Consider the following 17714-nt stretch of genomic DNA (forward strand, 5'->3'; position numbering starts at 1 on the left):
AAGCGGGCCTGCGCAGGCCCGCTTTTTTCATGGTGGAGGGACCTGTCAGATGAGCATTCGGCGCATTCACTCAGGCGGAGAATTCGAAAAGAAGATTGGCTACTGTCGGGCCGTTGTCGCAGGCGGGTTTGTGCATGTGGCAGGCACCGTGGGGCAGGGTGACGATGTGGTGGCCCAGTGCCGTTCCGCGCTGGGGATCATCGAAGCGGCCTTGTCTGAAGCAGGGGCCAGCATGGCAGACGCGGTGCGGGTCACCTACATGCTGCCGGATCGCGCGGAATTTGATCTCTGCGCGCCGCTGTTGGTGAAGGCGTTCGGGGATAACCCACCTGCCGCCACGATGATCGAATGCGGCCTCCTGCGCCCGGAGATGCGGATCGAGATTGAGGTGACAGCCCTGCTTCCGGGTTAGGCGGGTTCCACCTCGACTTCGACAAAGTTCTTGCCGAGGCGTTTCTTGACCTCGGCGGTTTTGAGCGCTTTCCAAGTGGTTTTGGCGGGTTTGACGAAACCGGCCGCTGCCAGTTCCTTTTCCAGCGCGGGCATATCCAGTTCGCCCATCCACATGCGCGGCTTTGCGTCCTGTGACGGTTTCCACGACCGCGCAAGGGCGGTGACGACGGTCGGGGAGGTGCCGGAGAAACTTTCCACGTGGCGGATCAGCTGATTGGTGGCACCCGACGGGCGGCGCACCACGATGCCGATCTGGGTCTTCGGTCCAGCCACCATGGCCAGCAGATGCAGCGCCGATCCTTCGGCGGCCAGAACCTGCTTGGCGGCCTTGTAGGTGGCAATCTGGCTGTGCAGATCGTGCTTTTGCGGGTGATAGATCGTATAGCCTTGCTTGATCAGGTTTTCCTCAAGCTCTGCTTCGCCCACCAGCGTGCCGCGCCCGGCGGGCAGCTTGCTGCGGCTGATATAAAGCCTGTCGGGGCCGTCCGCCTTGACGTCCTTGGCAAACCGCGCGCTGATTGCGTCGCGGTAGGCCTGGGTGCCTGAAACTATCTTGCCCAGACCGACGCCTTGGCCCGGAATGATCAACCGTTCGACTTGTTCGGGTTTGTCGACACAGACCACAGGGACGTCCGACCCCATCAGTTGTGCAAACTCTTTATGCATATCAAGCACTTCTGGGCCGTTCCTGGGGCGCTTTGGAATGTAGAGGATACCGTCGATCTTGTCCTTGATCTGGTTCAGCGCCCACAGGCGCGAGGTGCTTTCGACAAGGAAGTGGCCAAAGTGCATCCACAGCACCCCAGCCCAGAGCCATGTGCCCTTGCGGACGGGCAGTTTGCCCTCCGGCATATCTGGGGTCACGGTCAGCGCACGGCCATTGCGCCACAGCGCGCCGTTGGCAAGGTAATTGCCATCCGCATCCAGCAGCCCCGCACGCTGTACAAATCCCGTTTCCAGCGGCGGCACGACAACCGCTTTCTTGACCGTTTCGATGCTTTCGGTCCAGCCGCCATCGGGGTGGGGGGGCTGCAAGGTCGGATCATAGGTGCAGGTCCAGATGTGGCGGGTGCAATGGCCCCGCACCTGCGAAAATCCCGCACGTGCAAGAATGGATTTGCATTCGCGCATCCCTTCCTTGCCGTACGCGTTGGGATGAAATTCGATCACGATGGCGCGCACGCCGTCCAGATTGGCATGGCGCAGAAAATCAAGCTCCCCGCCTTCGATATCCATCAGCAGGACAGTGGGTTTGAAATCCCTGTGCACGTCGGCATATTTCGCAACATTGACGTCCACACGGGTGGTGCGCCGGTTTTCAGCCTCGATCAGGGACGAGCCCAGATAGGAATTGCGGATGTGGAAGGGCATCGTTTCGGGGGCGTCAGGCGCGCTGATCAGCACCTCATTGCGGACTTCGATCGTCTTGCCCAGCCGGTTCATCTTGTAAAGCGCGTTGATATGGGGGATCAGATTGGGATTGGCTTCAAACGACATGACCTTCGCGGGCTTGCCGTTCTTTGCGGCCACGGCCCCGACAATGCCAAGCCCCGCGCCCAGTTCCAGCACATGATCGCCCTCTTGCACGACTTCCAGCGCGCCGGCGATTTCCTGTCCCTCATACCGCGCCAGATTGATCCGGTTGGCGCGCTCGGGTGTCACCATCGGACTGTCGGGGACCTTTACCCCGTGACAGACCGCTGCCGGTTCGGTCTTGGAAGGGGGTGGCGTCTTGGACGCGGAGGCTGCCTTGCCCTTGGTCGCCGTCCGTGATTTCGCCACTGTCTTCGACTTGGTCGCCGTCTTCGGCGTGGCCGCTTTTTTCGACGTTGCCGCTGTTTTGGACTTGGCCGCCGTCTTTGGCTTGGTGGCTGTCTTGGCCTTGGATTTGGTCGTGCTGCTCGCCATCGGGTATACTCCCTGTTTGCGGCATAGTATCGCGAGACGGCGTTAACGCCAAGTGTGTAAGCGGGGATCGGCGATTGGGAGTCTTTGAAGCAACACCCGCTGGACCAGCACGTGCGTATGGTGCATAACACGCCCAACCACAGGCGGAGAGATCATGGGCATTCTCAACACAATTTTCCGGGCGCTGACATGGTGGGAGCGGGGCACGCTCAACACCCAGTTTTTTACATGGCGCAAGGGCATCAAGGTGGGTGAGGATGACCAAGGCAACATCTATTACCACAACAAGGATGACAGCCGCCGCTGGGTGATGTTCAACGGCGAAATGGAAGCATCCCGCGTCAGTCCGGAATGGCATGGCTGGCTGCACCGTACCTGGGATGAGCCGCCGACGGAAAAGCCGCTGGCGCGGAAATCATGGGAAAAGCCCCATATCGAGAACCTGACAGGCACTGCAATGGCCTATGCCCCCGCGGGATCCTTGCGTCAGGTCAAGCCAAAGCCGCGCGACGACTACGAAGCCTGGAGCCCGGAATAGGGGGCGACAGTGATGCGCTGGCTTGTTTGCGTCCTTTCCATCATCGGTCTTTGCGCCGGTGCCGCAGCCGCGCAGGACGTGGCAAGCGCGTCCGGTGCGGTGCTGCGTGTGCTGGACAAGACATCGGGCGACACGCGGGATCTGGAGATCCGGCGCGGTCAGGCGGTGCAGGAGGGGCGTTTGCAGATTGCAATGCGCGACTGCCGTTATCCGGCCGGAAACCCGTCAGGCAATGCCTATGCCGCGCTGGAGATTTCAGAGGCGGGCAAGGATGGATTGCTGTTTTCCGGTTGGATGATCGCGTCCAGCCCCGCCTTGTCGGCGCTTGAACATCAGCGTTACGATGTCTGGGTCATCCGCTGCACCACCTCCTGAAGGGTCGGAATGGGGGGCGCGATGAATTGCGCGTTGCGCGCCTTGGCGTTTTCGAGCCTGCCGTGATACTGGCTGCGGGTGATTTCAACCGCCCCGAGGGACGCAAGGTGGTCGGTTTGGAACTGCGTATCGAACAGCGTGTATCCCGCTTGCCGCAGCCGATCCACAAGGGCCGCCAGAGCCATCTTTGATGCATTGGTCCGGCGCGAAAACATGCTTTCCCCAAAGAACGCAGCCCCCATCGTAACGCCGTAAACCCCGCCGACCAGCATATCGTCGTCCCAGACTTCCATTGAATGTGCATGGCCGTGCGCATGCAGGGTACTGTAAAGGTTTGCGATTTTGTCATTGATCCAGGTCTCGGACCGTTCCGCGCAGCCAGCGACAACACCTTCGAAATCACGGTTGACGGCAAGGGTGAAGGCGCTGCGGCGCATGGCCTTGGCCAGGGACCGGGACAGATGAAACCGATCCAGCGGCAGAACGCCCCGGCGCTGCGGATCGACCCAGAACACATCCGGGTCATCGCGGTGCTCCGCCATCGGGAAAATCCCGATTGCGTACCCTCTTAACAGGATCTCCGGCGTCAGTTCGGGCATCGCGCTCAGGCGTCGCCGAGGTTGGTTTCCAGCCAATGTTCCAACCAGTGAATGTTGTAGTCGCCGCGCTGCACGGCCTCTTCCGCCAGCAGGGCATGAAACAGCGGCACCGTGGTATCGACACCGTCCACGATCAATTCCCCCAGCGCCCGGCCAAGACGCGCCAGCGCTTCGGGCCGGTCGCGGCCATGCACGATCAGTTTGCCGATCAGGCTGTCGTAATAGGGCGGGATTTTGTAACCGTCATAAAGCGCGGAATCCATCCGCACCCCAAGTCCGCCGGGCGTGTGGTACTGGGTGATCTTCCCCGGACAGGGCGAAAAGCTGGGTAGTTTTTCGGCGTTGATGCGCACTTCGATCGCGTGGCCATTGATGGTCAGCGCGTCCTGGTCAAAGGACATGGGCAGGCCTTCGGCAACGCGGATCTGCTCGCGTACCAGATCGACGCCGAAGATGGCTTCGGTCACCGGGTGTTCGACCTGCAGGCGTGTGTTCATCTCGATGAAATAGAATTCCCCGTTCTCGTACAGGAATTCGATGGTGCCCGCGCCGATGTAATTGATGTCGGCCATGGCATCCGCGCAGGTCTTGCCGATGCGGGCGCGTTCTTCGGCGGTGATGGAGGGACCCGGGGCTTCCTCGAACACCTTCTGGTGCCGCCGCTGCAGGGAACAGTCGCGTTCGCCCAGATGCACCGCCTTCCCTTTGCCATCGCCAAATACCTGGATTTCAATGTGGCGGGGGGTCGTCAGATATTTCTCGATATAAACTTCGTCGTTGCCGAAGTTCGATTTGCCTTCGGCGCGCGCGGTCTGAAAGGCCTTGGCCATCTCGGCAGCATTCTGCGCGACTTTCATACCCTTGCCGCCGCCGCCCGCCGTGGCCTTGATGATCACGGGATAACCGATTTCGTCCCCCAGCGCCTTCGCCTCTTCCAGCGTGGCAACACCTCCTTCGGATCCGGGCACGCAAGGCACACCGAGTTTTTTCATGGTGTCCTTGGCAGTGATCTTGTCACCCATGATGCGGATGTGTTCGGCGGTGGGGCCGATGAAGGTCAGGCCGTGGTCTTCGATGACCTGAACAAATTGGGCATTTTCGCTGAGGAAACCGTAACCGGGATGGATCGCCTCCGCGCCGGTGATCTCACACGCGGCGATGATGGCAGGCACCGACAGATAGGACTGCGCGGAGGCGGGTGGGCCGATGCAGACGCTTTCGTCGGCCATGCGCACGTGCATTGCATCACTGTCGGCGGTGGAATGCACCGCGACGGACTGAATGCCCATTTCGCGCGCCGCACGGATCACGCGCAGGGCGATTTCCCCTCGGTTGGCGACCAGGATTTTCTTGAACATCGGTCGGCCCCTTATTCGATGATCACCAGGGGTGCGCCGAATTCGACGGCGTCGCCGTCCCCGACAAGAATGCGTTTGACGGTGCCGCCGCGGGGCGCGGGGATGTGGTTCATCGTCTTCATCGCTTCAACGATCAGCAGCGTATCGCCTTCGCTGATGCTGGCACCCACGGTGATGAAGGCAGGCGCACCGGGTTCGGCCTGCATGTAGACAGTCCCGACCATGGGCGAAGTCACGGCACCGGGATGGGCGGCCGGGTCTTCGCCGCTGTCGCTGGCGCCGGGGTTGGCAACTGCGGCAGGTGCGGGGTTGGCCACCGGGGCAGGCACCACATGTGCCGGGGCGGGTGCCGCCACCACCTGCTGCGGTGGCTTTCGGCTGACGCGCACGTTCAGGCTGTCGCTTTCCGCGTAGTCGCGTTTGACCTGCAATTCGGTCAGATCATTTTCATTGAGCAATTCCGCGAGAGCGCGGATAAAGGCCACATCAGCGTCATGGGTATTCTTTGGCATGGTTCCTCGACGTTTCCTCGTCCCCGGTGGGTCCGGGTGCACGTTTTTTTCGCTTATATGTCATGGGGCATAGCAAGGAAAGCGGCGAGTTGTACGGGGAATTCCACGCGCGGGGGCGCATGAGGGGGGAAGGACATTGAATCTGGCACGATGGCTGGAACGCCGCGCTGCGGTATCGCCGGACGCGCCCGCGCTTTATTCCGGGACGGAATTGGTGGCGCGATATGCGGCATTTGCGGCGCAGGCAAGGGCCGTTGCAGGATGGCTTGAGGTGCAGGGCATTCTGCCGGGGGACCGCGTGGGCATCTTCATGCGCAACGATCCCGCGTATCTGGTCGTGCTTTACGGGGCGTGGATGGCGGGTGCTGTGGTGGTCCCGATCAACGCCAAGCTGCACGCGCGCGAGGTCGCGCATATCCTGAGCGATTCCGGCGCAAAGTTGACGTTTGCATCGCCCGAATTGGCAGACGCCCTGGCCGACATCCCCAGCGTTTCGGCACCGGGCGTGGAATTCGATGCGATCCTCCAAGCCGACCCCTTTGATGGAATCGTGCATCGCACGCCCGAAGATCTGGCGTGGCTCTTCTATACTTCTGGTACCACGGGCAGACCCAAGGGTGTGATGATCACCCACGGCATGCTGATGGCAATGGCGCTGAGCTATGAAGTCGATGTGGACGCGGTCAGTGCGGCAGATACCGCCCTATACGCCGCACCGATGAGCCATGGCGCGGGATTGTACAATATCATGCATGTGCGCGCAGGGGCGCGGCATGTCTGCCCGCAAAGCGGCGGCTTTGACCCTGCGGAAGTACTGTCGCTTGCCGCCCGCCATGGCCGGGTCCACATGTTCGCCGCCCCCACCATGGTGAAACGGCTGACCGATCATACGGTGGCAACAGGCGCAGGCAGAGAGGGGCTGCGCACCGTCGTCTACGGCGGCGGGCCGATGTATGTGGCTGACATCTGCGCGGCGGTGGATCACTTCGGTCCGGTCTTCGTCCAGATCTACGGGCAAGGAGAATGCCCCATGGCGATCACTGCCCTGTCGCGCGCTGAAGTGGCCGACCGCAATCATGCTGACTGGCGTGTGCGGCTGGGTTCCGTGGGCCGTGCACAGGCGGTTGTCGAGGTGCAGGTCGCGGATGATGAAGGCCAGCCACTTGATGCAGGTCAGGTGGGCGAGATCATGGTGCGCGGCGCGCCTGTGATGCCGGGATATTGGAACAACAGCGATGCCACCGCGCAGGCGTTGCAGGATGGATGGCTGCGCACGGGTGACATGGGGTCGCTGGACGCGGCGGGGTATCTGACGTTGCACGACCGTAGCAAGGATCTGATCATCACCGGCGGCAGCAATGTCTATCCGCGCGAGGTGGAGGAAGTCTTGTTGCAGCACGCAAGCGTCAGCGAAGTTTCCGTCGTGGGGCGGCCGCATGCGGACTGGGGCGAAGAAGTGGTCGCCTTCATTGTGGGCGATGCCACGGATGCGGCGCTGGACGCGCTGTGTCTGGCGCAAATTGCGCGGTTCAAGCGGCCCAAAGCCTATCTGCGCGTAAACAGCTTGCCGAAGAACAACTATGGCAAGGTGCTGAAGACAGAGCTGCGAAAGCTGCTTGCGGAGTGATCGGAAACGGGCGCGTCCGATACATGTTGCGGGCGTGACCCGTTACAACGCCCGCCACCCTGATCAGATAGCGAGGTATTCCGCCCGCAGTGCTTCGTTCTCAAGCACCTCTTGAGCAGTGCCGTCAAAGACGATTCCGCCCGTATCCAGGATCACCGCCCGGTCTGCCAGCTGTAGCGCGCGTACCGCATTTTGCTCCACCAGAATGGTCGTGATCCCCTGATCCTTGATGATGCCAAGCGTCTTTTCGATCTCATCCACGATCACCGGGGCCAGTCCTTCGTAAGGCTCATCCAGCAGCAACACCTTGATGTCGCGTGCCAGTGCGCGCGCAATGGCAAGCATCTGCTGTTCGCCACCCGAAAGCGTCGTGCCTTCCTGGCTTTTGCGTTCTCCAAGCCGGGGGAACAGCTGATAAATCCGCTCCAGCGACCAGCCGATGGGTGGCGCGATCTGTGCCAGCTTGAGGTTCTCCTCAACCGTCAGGCCGGGAATGATCCGGCGGTCTTCGGGGACAAGGCCCAAACCGGCTTGAGAGGCTTCGTGTGACGCCATCTTGTGCAACGGCTTGTGGTCTAGCCAAATCTCACCGTGGCGTGCCTCAGGTTCTGCCAGACGGGCGATGGCACGCAGGGTGGAGGTCTTGCCCGCGCCATTGCGGCCCAGAAGGGCCAGGATTTCACCTTCGTGCACATTAAAGCTGATGCCTTGCACAATATAGCTTTCACCGTAATAGGCATGCAGGTCCCAGACGGACAGGAACGCCGGGGCTGTTGCCGCATGATTGGCATTCTTATCAAGTGTTTGCGTGTTCATCTCTTTGGTTCCTTGTCAAAGGCGGCGCTCAGGCGGCGTCCTGGGTTTCGCCCAGATAGGCTTCGCGCACCTTGGGGTGCCCCTTGATGTTGTCCGGCGTGTCCTCCACCAGCGGTGTGCCCTGCGCCAGCACCGTGATGCGTTCGGCAAGAGAGAAGACCACGTGCATGTCGTGTTCGATGATGGCGATGGTGATGTCGCGCTCTTCCTTGATCTGCTTGAGCAGGTCGATGGTGTTGTTGGTATCGGCCCGCGCCATGCCCGCCGTGGGTTCATCCAGTAGAAGAAGGCGGGGATCTTGTGCCAGACACATTGCGATCTCCAGCCGACGCTTGTCACCGCGTGACATGGCGGCGGCGTGCATCTCGCGCTTGTCGATCAGGTTCATTTCCTCAAGCATATGCTCTGCCTTGCCGATGATGTCCTTCTCGTTACTGATGGCTTCGATGGCATGCATGCGGAACGCACCGTCGCGTTTGGCGAAACAGGGGATCAGCATGTTCTCCATCACTGTCAGATCGGTGAAGATCTCGGGTGTCTGAAACACCCGGGAGATGCCCATCTGGTTGATTTCGTAGGGTTTGCGCCCCAGCACGGACTGGCCGTCAAACATGACTGAACCAGTGTCCGGGATCAGCTTGCCCACCAGGCAGTTCAGCAAGGTGGATTTGCCTGCGCCATTCGGCCCGATGATCGCGTGACAGGAATTTTCTGCCACGCTGAGGTTCACGTCACCAAGCGCCTGGAGGCCTCCAAACCGCTTGCCGACGTTCTTTACTTCGAGAATAGCCATGGGTCTTTCTCCTTATTCAGCAGGGGTCTTGGTGCCATCGGGCGTCGTGTTCGAAGTTTTGTTGCGTCCAAACAGCCTGCCGATGCGCTGGCCGCCTTCGACAAGGCCGCCGGGCAGGAAGATCACCACGGCCATGAACATCAGACCCAGCGTCAGGTGCCAGCCCTTGCCCACGAAGGGGTGCACGATGGTCACGACGAAGTCCTCGATCCCGTCTGGCAGGAAGGCGAACCAGCTATGCAGCACGTTGTCGTTGATTTTGGAGAAGATGTTCTCGAAGTATTTGATAAAGCCCGCGCCCAGAACCGGCCCGATCAGCGTACCGGCCCCCCCCAGGATGGTCATCAGCACGACCTCGCCTGACGCTGTCCACTGCATGCGCTCCGCGCCGGCAAGAGGGTCCATGGCCGCCATCAGCCCACCGGCCAAACCGGCATACATACCTGAGATGACAAAGGCCGCCAGCGTATAGGGACGGGTGTTCAGCCCGGTATAGTTCATCCGCTGCTGGTTCGACTTTACCGCCCGCAGCATCATGCCAAAGGGCGAGCGAAAGATGCGGATCGCCAGGTAGAAAGCCATCAACATGATCACCGCACACAGGTAGTAGCCCGCATTGAAGTCAAAAGACCACGCCCCGGCATCCAGCGTGAAGGTGGAGCGCATTTCCACCAGACCAAAGAGATGGGGTGCCGTTTCGCCGGGGCTGATCAGGATCTGCGGGTCAGAGGTATAGACCTGAAGTCCTGTTTCCCCGTTTGTGATCGTGGTGCCCGCAAAGCGGCCCAGAAGGTCAGAGTAGCTGATCGCGAACATCATTTGTGCGAAGGCCAGTGTCAGGATCGAAAAGTAGATGCCTGAGCGGCGCAGTGAAATGAACCCGATCGCCAGCGCAAAGATACCCGATACGATCACGGCCAACGGCAAGCCCCAGATAATGTTGTAATCCAGCAGCTTGTACATCCATACCACAGCGTATGATCCTATCCCCAGAAAGGCCGCATGGCCAAAGGAGAGGTAGCCGGTCAGGCCAAAGAGAATGTTGAAGCCGATTGCAAAGATGCCGAAGATCACGAACCGCTGCATCAGGTCCGGGTAGCCCGCGTTGAACTGGGCCAAGCCTGACCCGGCAGGGAAGGGGTTCAAGATGAAGGGCGCAAACAGCGTCAGAGCGGCGACGATGATCAGCAGTGTCGCATCGCGTTTTCCAAGTCCAAACATGTCCTTACTCCTCCATCACGCCCTTGCGGCCCATCAGGCCCCGCGGACGTGTCAACAAAATGATAATTGCGACCACATAGATGATGATCTGGTCGATGCCCGGCAGGTAGGCTTTTACCTCGTTCATGGATGCAAAGCTTTCCAGAATACCAAGCAGAAACCCCGCCAGCACCGCTCCCGGTAAGGAGCCCATGCCGCCGACGACCACCACCACAAAGCTGAGGACAAGGAAATCCATACCCATGTGGTAATTCGGACTGTTGATTGGGGCGTACATCACACCCGCAAGCCCCGCCACCGCAGCAGCGATGCCGAACATGATGGTAAAGCGGCGGTCGATGTCGATGCCCAGCAGGCCCACGGTTTCCCGGTCTGCCATGCCCGCACGCACCACCATGCCAAAGGTCGTGAACTGCAGAAAGGCAAAGACAAGACCGATGATAAGTGCCGAGAAACCAAAGTACACCAGCCGCCAGTAGGGATAGGCCAACACCGCGTCCAGACCCAGCAGCGCGCCGATGTCCATACTGCCTTTGAAGGCGTCGGGGGCAGGAGTCGGGATCGGATTGGCGCCGTAGAAATACTTGATGATCTCCTGCAACACGATGGCCAGACCAAATGTAACAAGAATCTGGTCGGCGTGGGGGCGCTTGTAGAAGTGTTTGATCAGCCCGCGTTCCATCGCGTAGCCAATAAACAGCATCACAGGGATCGCAAAGAGGATCGCAAGCGGCACCGACCAACCGATGATGGCGGATCCGACTTCCGGTCCGAACCAGTTTTCCACATAAGGGGTCTGGATCTTGAGCGGGTTGCCCAGAAAGTCTTTTTGCGTCTCGTGGATGGTTTCAGTCGACAGGGTCAGGATACGCTGCAACGTGACCGAGCAGAAAGCACCAATCATGAACAATGCCCCGTGGGCGAAATTCACAACCCCCAGCGTGCCGAAAATCAGGGTCAGACCTAGGGCGATCAACGCATAAGCGGAGCCCTTGTCGAGACCGTTGAGAATTTGAAGAAGGATTGCGTCCATTGTCCCCACCTTAGACCATGACCGTCACGCTGCACTTTCAAGCGTGGCGGTGAATTGCTTCCGGACGCGTGCGTGACGCGCCCGGAATTATCATAGAAAGATCAGTTACTTATGCACCTGGGTTGCAAGTGCCCAGGTCACCACCGGCGAACATTGGGTGATCTGGCGCGTAGGTGACCTGCTCGGTTGGGGTCACTTCAACGATCTCAAGGGTGTCATACTCGTTCGTTGGGTTCTCTTTACCCTTCATGACAAGCACGTCTTTGAAGCACTGGTGGTCGTCACCGCGGTAAAGTGTCGGACCATTGCCCATGCCGTCAAACTCAAAACCTTCCAAAGCCTCCACGACACCGCAGGGGTTGAAGGTGCCGGCACGCTCAACCGCATCTGCATAAAGCAGCGTCTGAACGTAGCATGTGTGTGCGGAATTGGATGGCGGACGGCCATACTTTTCACCGAAGGATTTGGTGAACGCCTTGGAGCCTTCATCCTGCAGCTGCCAGTTCCAGTTCATGGATCCGATCACGCCCTGCACGTTCGCACCGGCACCAGCCGCCATCAGTTCGGAGTAGAGCGGCACGACGATTTCGAACTTCTTGCCGTTTACTTCCTTGTTGAGCAGGTCGAACTGCACCGCGTTGGTCAGCGAGTTGACCATGTTGCCGCCGTAGTGGTTCAGCACCAGAACGTCCGCACCGGAGTTCAGCACCGGCGCGATGTAGGAAGAGAAATCGGTCGATGCCAGCGGCGTCAGCACGTTGTTGACGGTTTCCCAACCGACCGCTTCGGTGGCGGCAGCGATGGATTCCTGCTGCGTCCAGCCCCAGGTGTAATCTGCCGTCAGGTGATAGGCTCTGCGGTCAGCGCCATAGGCGGAGCTGAGCACCGGCGCCAGTGCGGCAGCCGACATGTACGCGTTAAAGAAGTGGCGGAAGCCGTTGGCTTTCTTATCTTTCCCGGTCGTGTCGTTAGAGTGGGTCAGACCGGCCATGAAGATCACGCCCGCTTCTTGGCAGAGACCCTGAACCGCAACAGCCACGCCTGAGGACGAGCCGCCGTTGATCATGATCGCGCCATCTTTTTCGATCATCGCCTTGGCAGACGCGCGCGCGGCATCCGATTTGGTCTGGGTGTCGCCGGTTACGAAGGTGACCTTCTTGCCCAGGATGCCGTTGCCTTGCAGCGCCTTGGAGCTGAAGGTGTTCAACATGCCGCCGTCGCCTTCGCCGTTGAGGTGCTGAACGGCAAGTTCCTGCGCGCGCAGTTCGTCAAGGCCTTCTTCGGCGTAGGGGCCGGTCTGGGGTACGTTGAAGCCCAGCGTCACGGTGCCGCCGGTTGGGGCATTGGTAAACCCTGAATGGCCGTCGGCGCGCAGATAGGTCGGCAGCGCAAGGCCCGCGCCTGCAACTGCGCCTGTCTGAATAAGACCGCGGCGGGTCAGCTTAGAAAATGACATGAAGTCCTCCCGTTTGATTTGCTGTGCAGCGATCCCTCCCTGGGTCGAAGCAACAGACACTCTTGTGCAAAGCCATCTTGGGTGGGATGTGAAAACGGTTCAATAAGCCCTTTGATCTGAATGATAATTCTGTAAATATCTTCTCAAAGGTTGGATGGAGATTGTAAATTTGATGATACTGCGTTGCAGAAAGATGTTGAATTTCTGTCATAATGACCCGGGCGTGTGCCATGGCTGTTGAGACATTGACAGGCAGCCGCATTCGCGAACGCCGGGTCATGGCGGGTTTGAAGCAAGCCGATCTGGCCCGCGACATCGGCATCTCTGCCAGCTACCTCAATCTGATCGAACACAACCGCCGCAGAATCGGTGGCAAGCTGTTGCTCAGCATCGCGCAGCGGCTGGGCACCGAGGCGCAGGCACTGACCGAAGGGGCTGAGGCGGCGCTGATTGCAACCCTGCGCGAAGCCGCGGTGGAGGCCGGGCTGACCGGGCCGGAGGCTGCACAGGTCGAAGAATTCGCCGGGCGGTTTCCCGGCTGGGCTGACGTTCTGGTGGGCACGTGCCGCAGGGTGGCGACACTGGAGGAAACGATCGAAGCGCTCAGCGACCGTCTGGCCCATGATCCGCATCTTGCCGCATCAATGCATGAATTGCTGACGACCGCGGCCTCGATCCGGTCCACCGCTGCCATCCTCGCGGAGACCAAGACGCTGCAACCGGAATGGCGCAGCCGGTTTCATGCCAATATAAACGAGGACAGCCGACGCCTGTCCCAAAGCGCGGAAGCCCTGTTGGCGCATCTCAACGTGGAGGCGGATGCAGATGACGCGGCAGGCTCCCCCCAGGAGGAGGTGGAAGCCTTCCTTGCGCGCCATGATTTCCGCTTTGAAGCGACGGAGCATGCAGCACCGAGCCGGGAGGCGCTGGAGCAGATGGTGGACGCCGCCGTCGAGTTGCGCAGCCAAGCCGCCCGTTTCATCGCCGTTCGGGTGCTGGAGCAGATCACCAAAGATGCGCAGGCCTTGCCTACCGCGCACCTGCACGAAGAGATCGCGGCGCATGGCACCGACCCGATGACCCTTGCGCGGCAGACCGGACAACCGGTCGGACGCGTCCTGCGCCGCATGGCCGCGCTGCCTGAACTTGGTGCCGGTCTAGTCGTTTGCGACCGCGCTGGCACGGTTATTTTCCGCAAATCCGTCGAAGGCTTCACCGTGCCGCGTCACGGGGCCTGCTGCCCGCTTTGGCCGCTGTTCGGTGCGCTGTCGCAACCGGGTACGGTCGTGGCGCGGAAGGTCCGGCAGGTGAGCCGTTCCGAAGCGGGTTTCTACAGCTTTGCAACGGCGGAACTGCCTGCGCCTGCGGATTACAATGCAGCCCCGCTTGTGCAGGGGGTGATGTTGCTTTTGCCGTCTGCGCCCGACGGCGCGGCGGCAGAAATGGTCGGGTCGACCTGCCGTGTCTGCGCGCAGGAGGCCTGTGCCGCACGGCGCGAACCATCGATCCTCAGCGCTGGTATCTGAGCGCCACGTCCGCTTTGACAGCAAAGGGCGTTCCGGTGCATCGTAAAGTGGTGTTGCGCCCGTTCAGGGAGAGAGAGCGGCGGAACACAAGCGAGGGGAGGCGCGCCAGATGAAGCACGTTGTGCTTGTGGAAGATGAATTGAACATCGCCGAAGCGATCCGTTTCCTGTTGTCTAACGATGGATGGCGGGTGGAAACGCTGGCCAATGGCGCCAACGCGGTGGAAGTGATCCGTAATGCAACACCTGATCTGGTGATGCTGGACGTGATGTTGCCGGGCAAAAGCGGCTTTGAAATCCTGCACGATCTGCGGGCGGATCCTGCATTGACGGACATGCCGGTGCTGATGCTGACCGCACGAGGTCAACGCAGCGACCGGGAGACGGCGGAAAAGGCGGGGGTCAGCCGCTTCATGACCAAACCTTTCTCAAATGCCGAAATGCTTGATGCGGTGCGCGAGTTGACGGCAAAATGACGGGGCGGCCTGATCCCGTGCCCCGGCCCATCTTTCTGGAGCGGCACAGCTATCGTCGCCGCAGGTTGTGGGACGGTGTCCGGATCCTGCCGTTTCTGGGTTTGATCCTGTGGATGGTGCCGCTTCTTTGGCCGCTGCCGGATGAGGCGGCGGGGCAGGGGGTGTCGACCTCCGCCGCGCTTCTTTACCTCTTTGCCGTCTGGGTGCTGCTGGCATTCGTCGCGCGATTGTTGTGGCGGGGAACATCCCGCACCGGCATGCCGCCAAACTGATGGTGACCCTCAACCAGCTGATCTTCGTCTGCCTTGCCTATGTGGTGGCTCTTTTTGTGGTGGCCTTCGTTGCGGAACGTGCGGCGGTGCGCGGACAGGCAAGCCGTTGGTTGCGCTCTCCTTTGGTTTATACCCTGTCGCTGTCGATCTATTGCACGGCCTGGACGTTCTACGGCGCCGTGGGATACGCGGCGCGGTCGGGGCTTGAATATCTGACGATCTATCTGGGGCCGTCGTTGGTGATGATCGGATGGTGGTGGGTGTTGCGCCGTCTTGTGCGCATCGGGCGCAGCCAGCGGGTGACGTCGATTGCGGACCTGATTTCTTCGCGGTTCGGGAAATCCAATACGCTTGCGGTCGTGGTGACGATCATGTCGGTGATCGGGGTGACCCCCTACATCGCCCTGCAATTACAGTCGGTGGTCCTGTCGCTGGAGATCTTTGCCGCCCCCGATCCGATGCTTAGCGAAGGGGGCGGCGGGGCGTTCAACAGCTGGCAGGCGGCGTTCTGGGTGGCGGCGGGGCTGGCGGTTTTCACGCTTTTGTTCGGCACCCGCAACCTCAACGTCAACGAACGCCATCACGGCGTCGTCATCGCCATCGCCATCGAAGCGGTGGTCAAGCTTTTTGCCCTGATCGCCGTGGGGTCTTTTGTGGTTTGGGGGCTGGCAGGCGGCCTGGGCGAAACCCTTGCGCGCATCGATGCCTCACCCATCGGACGCTGGCAGGTGGAGGGCGGGCGCTGGGTCGCGCTGACCATGGTTTCTGCTGCGGCCTTCATCTGCCTGCCGCGGATGTTTCAGGTCATGGTGGTGGAGAACGATGAGGAACGGCATCTGCAGATCGCCTCTTGGGCGTTTCCGCTGTACCTGGTGCTGATCAGCCTGTTCGTCGTGCCTATCGCCGTTCTTGGGCTGGATCTGATGCCGCCGGGATCCAACCCGGATTTGTTCGTGCTGTCGCTGCCGCTCAGCCAGGGGCAGAGCGGTCTTGCGACGCTCGCGTTTCTGGGCGGGTTTTCATCGGCAACCTCGATGGTGATCGTGGCCACACTGGCGCTGAGCACCATGGTCAGCAACCACATCGTCATGCCCATCTGGCTCAAGGCCGGGTCCAGCGGTGCGGTCCAATCGGGCGATGTCCGTGCGGTGGTGATCCGGGCGCGCCGTTTGTCGGTGCTGCTGATCATCGGGTTAGGGTTTGTATATTACCGGGCCTCCGGCGGCAGCGGTGCCTTGGCGGCGATCGGGTTGATCTCTTTCGGAGGGGTGGCGCAGTTCCTGCCGGCCCTGCTGGGCGGCATCTTTTGGCGCGGCAGCACGCGGGCGGGTGCACTGGCAGGGTTGGGTGTGGGGTTTGGCCTGTGGGTCTTTACCATGCTGTTGCCCAGTTTTGGCGAAGGCGTGGCCCTGTCGCGCATGACCTTTGAACAGGGGCTCATGGGGCTCGGCTGGTTGCGGCCACAGGCTCTGTTCGGGATCACGGGCCTTGACCCGACAGTGCACGCGGTAATCTGGAGCATCGGGCTCAATACGCTTTCTTTCATCCTGGTTTCTCTTGTCACGTTTCCCGACCCGATCGAACGGCTTCAGGGCGCGCAGTTCGTTAACGTGCTGGAGCACGTGGGCCCCGCGCGCGGGTGGACGGCGACCGTGGCAGGCAGCGAGGATCTGATGATCATGTCCCAGCGTATCCTGGGGGGGACGGAGGCGCAGGCGTTCTTTGCCAAACATGCCCGCATGCAGGGCTTGCCGGGGGTCCTGCCGGAGCCAACATCGGAGTTTGTTCAGGCGCTGGAGCGGGAACTGGCGGCATCGGTGGGGGCGGCCACGGCCCATGCGATGGTGTCGCAGATTGTCGGCGGTACGTCCGTGTCGGTGCAGGATCTGATGGCGGTGGCCGACGAATCCGCGCAGATGCTGGAATATTCCAGCCAACTGGAAGCCAAATCCCGCGAACTGGCGGCAACCGCCGGTCAGCTTCGGTCGGCCAATGACAAGCTGACACAATTGTCGCTACAGAAGGACACGTTCCTCAGCCAAATCAGCCACGAGTTGCGCACGCCCATGACCTCCATTCGGTCGTTTTCCGAAATCCTGCGCGATGCGGCGAACATGAGCGGTGAAGAAAAGTCCCGCTATGCCTCGATCATCCACAGCGAGACAATCCGCCTGACCCGGTTGCTGGATGATCTGCTTGACCTTTCGGTCCTGGAGAACGGGCAGGTCACGCTTTATCCGGCCTCCGGCCTGCTGGGGGACGTTCTGGACCGCGCGCAAAGCACCGCGCTGGCCGCGCATGCGGATCCGATCAGTGTTGTCCGGGACGGTGCGAAGGAGGACATAGGGTTGCATACGGATCTTGACCGGCTGGTCCAGGTGTTCATCAACCTGATCACCAATGCCCACAAGTATTGCCGCGCCGATGCGCCGGAGTTGCGGATCACCGTTGCACAACAGTCAGGCGGCGTGACGATTGATTTCGTGGACAACGGCACGGGGCTCAGCCCCGAGGCGCGGGGGGTAATCTTTGAAAAGTTCAGCCGCGTGGACGGTCAGGAGGGCGAAGGCGTGGGCCTTGGCCTTGCCATCTGTCGTGAAGTGATGCTGCGCCTTGGGGGAAGCATTGAATATCTGCACAATGGAACTGGCACGGGCTTTCGGGTGACGCTGCCTGCGCAGGCGGTGCGGGGTGTGGCACCTGAACGTCCCTCCGCATGGGTTTCCTAGGCCGCATAAATCCCTTGGTAACC

Annotated in this window: 17 protein-coding genes; 8 read left to right on the plus strand and 9 right to left on the minus strand. The window is 60.7% G+C overall.

Features of this window, described 5'->3' with window-relative positions; all coding sequences use genetic code 11:
* Positions 1-49 precede the first annotated feature (49 nt).
* Positions 50-412: a RidA family protein gene (locus AB4X18_RS16700; RefSeq protein ID WP_370401152.1), complete on the plus strand. Its 363-nt coding sequence runs from the start codon at positions 50-52 to the stop codon at positions 410-412.
* On the opposite strand, the gene AB4X18_RS16705 is transcribed toward AB4X18_RS16700, so the two are convergent.
* Complete coding sequence (locus AB4X18_RS16705; protein WP_432816812.1) at positions 409-2361, minus strand: FkbM family methyltransferase; 1953 nt, start codon at positions 2359-2361, stop codon at positions 409-411. The genes AB4X18_RS16700 and AB4X18_RS16705 overlap by 4 nt on opposite strands.
* A 154-nt stretch (positions 2362-2515) precedes the next feature.
* On the opposite strand from AB4X18_RS16705, the gene AB4X18_RS16710 reads away from it, so the two are divergent.
* Together AB4X18_RS16710 and AB4X18_RS16715 are read left to right on the plus strand one after the other, a co-directional pair.
* Complete coding sequence (locus tag AB4X18_RS16710; RefSeq protein WP_370401155.1) at positions 2516-2899, plus strand: NADH:ubiquinone oxidoreductase subunit NDUFA12; 384 nt, start codon at positions 2516-2518, stop codon at positions 2897-2899.
* A 12-nt stretch (positions 2900-2911) separates the two neighbouring features.
* Complete coding sequence (locus AB4X18_RS16715; RefSeq protein WP_370401156.1) at positions 2912-3274, plus strand: DUF2155 domain-containing protein; 363 nt, start codon at positions 2912-2914, stop codon at positions 3272-3274.
* Here the strand turns inward: AB4X18_RS16715 and aat are convergent.
* From aat to accB, 3 genes are read right to left on the minus strand one after another with little or no spacing between them, the layout of a single operon-like run.
* On the minus strand, positions 3238-3873 hold the full coding sequence (aat, locus tag AB4X18_RS16720; protein WP_370401157.1) for a leucyl/phenylalanyl-tRNA--protein transferase: 636 nt from the start codon (positions 3871-3873) through the stop codon (positions 3238-3240). The genes AB4X18_RS16715 and aat overlap by 37 nt on opposite strands.
* A 5-nt stretch (positions 3874-3878) precedes the next feature.
* Entirely contained in the window at positions 3879-5231 is a 1353-nt protein-coding gene (gene accC, locus AB4X18_RS16725; protein WP_370401158.1) for an acetyl-CoA carboxylase biotin carboxylase subunit, read from the minus strand.
* Positions 5232-5242: 11 nt separating this feature from the next.
* On the minus strand, positions 5243-5743 hold the full coding sequence (gene accB / locus AB4X18_RS16730; protein ID WP_370401159.1) for an acetyl-CoA carboxylase biotin carboxyl carrier protein: 501 nt from the start codon (positions 5741-5743) through the stop codon (positions 5243-5245).
* Positions 5744-5879: 136 nt separating this feature from the next.
* Here accB and AB4X18_RS16735 point away from each other — a divergent pair, with 136 nt between their 5' ends.
* Positions 5880-7370: an AMP-binding protein gene (locus AB4X18_RS16735; protein ID WP_370401160.1), complete on the plus strand. Its 1491-nt coding sequence runs from the start codon at positions 5880-5882 to the stop codon at positions 7368-7370.
* A gap of 63 nt (positions 7371-7433) precedes the next feature.
* Here the strand turns inward: AB4X18_RS16735 and AB4X18_RS16740 are convergent, their stop codons facing one another.
* The 5 genes from AB4X18_RS16740 to AB4X18_RS16760 all read right to left on the minus strand — a co-directional run bounded on the left by AB4X18_RS16740 (position 7434) and on the right by AB4X18_RS16760 (position 12689).
* A complete protein-coding gene (locus tag AB4X18_RS16740) occupies positions 7434-8186 on the minus strand; it encodes an ABC transporter ATP-binding protein (RefSeq protein ID WP_370401161.1) in 753 nt (250 codons plus the stop codon).
* A gap of 28 nt (positions 8187-8214) precedes the next feature.
* Entirely contained in the window at positions 8215-8979 is a 765-nt protein-coding gene (locus tag AB4X18_RS16745) for an ABC transporter ATP-binding protein (RefSeq protein WP_370401162.1), read from the minus strand.
* Between the two features lie 12 nt (positions 8980-8991).
* Entirely contained in the window at positions 8992-10200 is a 1209-nt protein-coding gene (locus AB4X18_RS16750) for a branched-chain amino acid ABC transporter permease (RefSeq protein ID WP_432816813.1), read from the minus strand.
* A 4-nt stretch (positions 10201-10204) separates the two neighbouring features.
* A complete protein-coding gene (locus AB4X18_RS16755; protein ID WP_370401163.1) occupies positions 10205-11233 on the minus strand; it encodes a branched-chain amino acid ABC transporter permease in 1029 nt (342 codons plus the stop codon).
* A 109-nt stretch (positions 11234-11342) separates the two neighbouring features.
* Positions 11343-12689, minus strand: a complete 1347-nt coding sequence (locus AB4X18_RS16760; RefSeq protein ID WP_432816814.1) for a substrate-binding protein — start codon at positions 12687-12689, stop codon at positions 11343-11345.
* Between the two features lie 230 nt (positions 12690-12919).
* On the opposite strand from AB4X18_RS16760, the gene AB4X18_RS16765 reads away from it, so the two are divergent.
* The 4 genes from AB4X18_RS16765 (at position 12920) to AB4X18_RS16780 (ending at position 17691) form a co-directional block, all read left to right on the plus strand.
* Entirely contained in the window at positions 12920-14215 is a 1296-nt protein-coding gene (locus tag AB4X18_RS16765; protein ID WP_370401164.1) for a short-chain fatty acyl-CoA regulator family protein, read from the plus strand.
* Positions 14216-14324: 109 nt separating this feature from the next.
* On the plus strand, positions 14325-14690 hold the full coding sequence (locus AB4X18_RS16770; RefSeq protein ID WP_370401165.1) for a response regulator transcription factor: 366 nt from the start codon (positions 14325-14327) through the stop codon (positions 14688-14690).
* The gene (locus tag AB4X18_RS16775; protein WP_432816815.1) at positions 14687-14962 is read left to right on the plus strand and encodes a hypothetical protein; all 276 of its coding nucleotides are present in this window, start codon (positions 14687-14689) and stop codon (positions 14960-14962) included. The genes AB4X18_RS16770 and AB4X18_RS16775 overlap by 4 nt, the downstream gene beginning before the upstream one ends.
* Complete coding sequence (locus AB4X18_RS16780; protein WP_370401167.1) at positions 14962-17691, plus strand: ATP-binding protein; 2730 nt, start codon at positions 14962-14964, stop codon at positions 17689-17691. Before AB4X18_RS16775 ends, AB4X18_RS16780 begins: the two co-directional genes overlap by 1 nt.
* Positions 17692-17714: the final 23 nt, after the last annotated feature.

The organism is Sulfitobacter rhodophyticola (assembly GCF_041281685.2).
Lineage (GTDB): Bacteria > Pseudomonadota > Alphaproteobacteria > Rhodobacterales > Rhodobacteraceae > Sulfitobacter.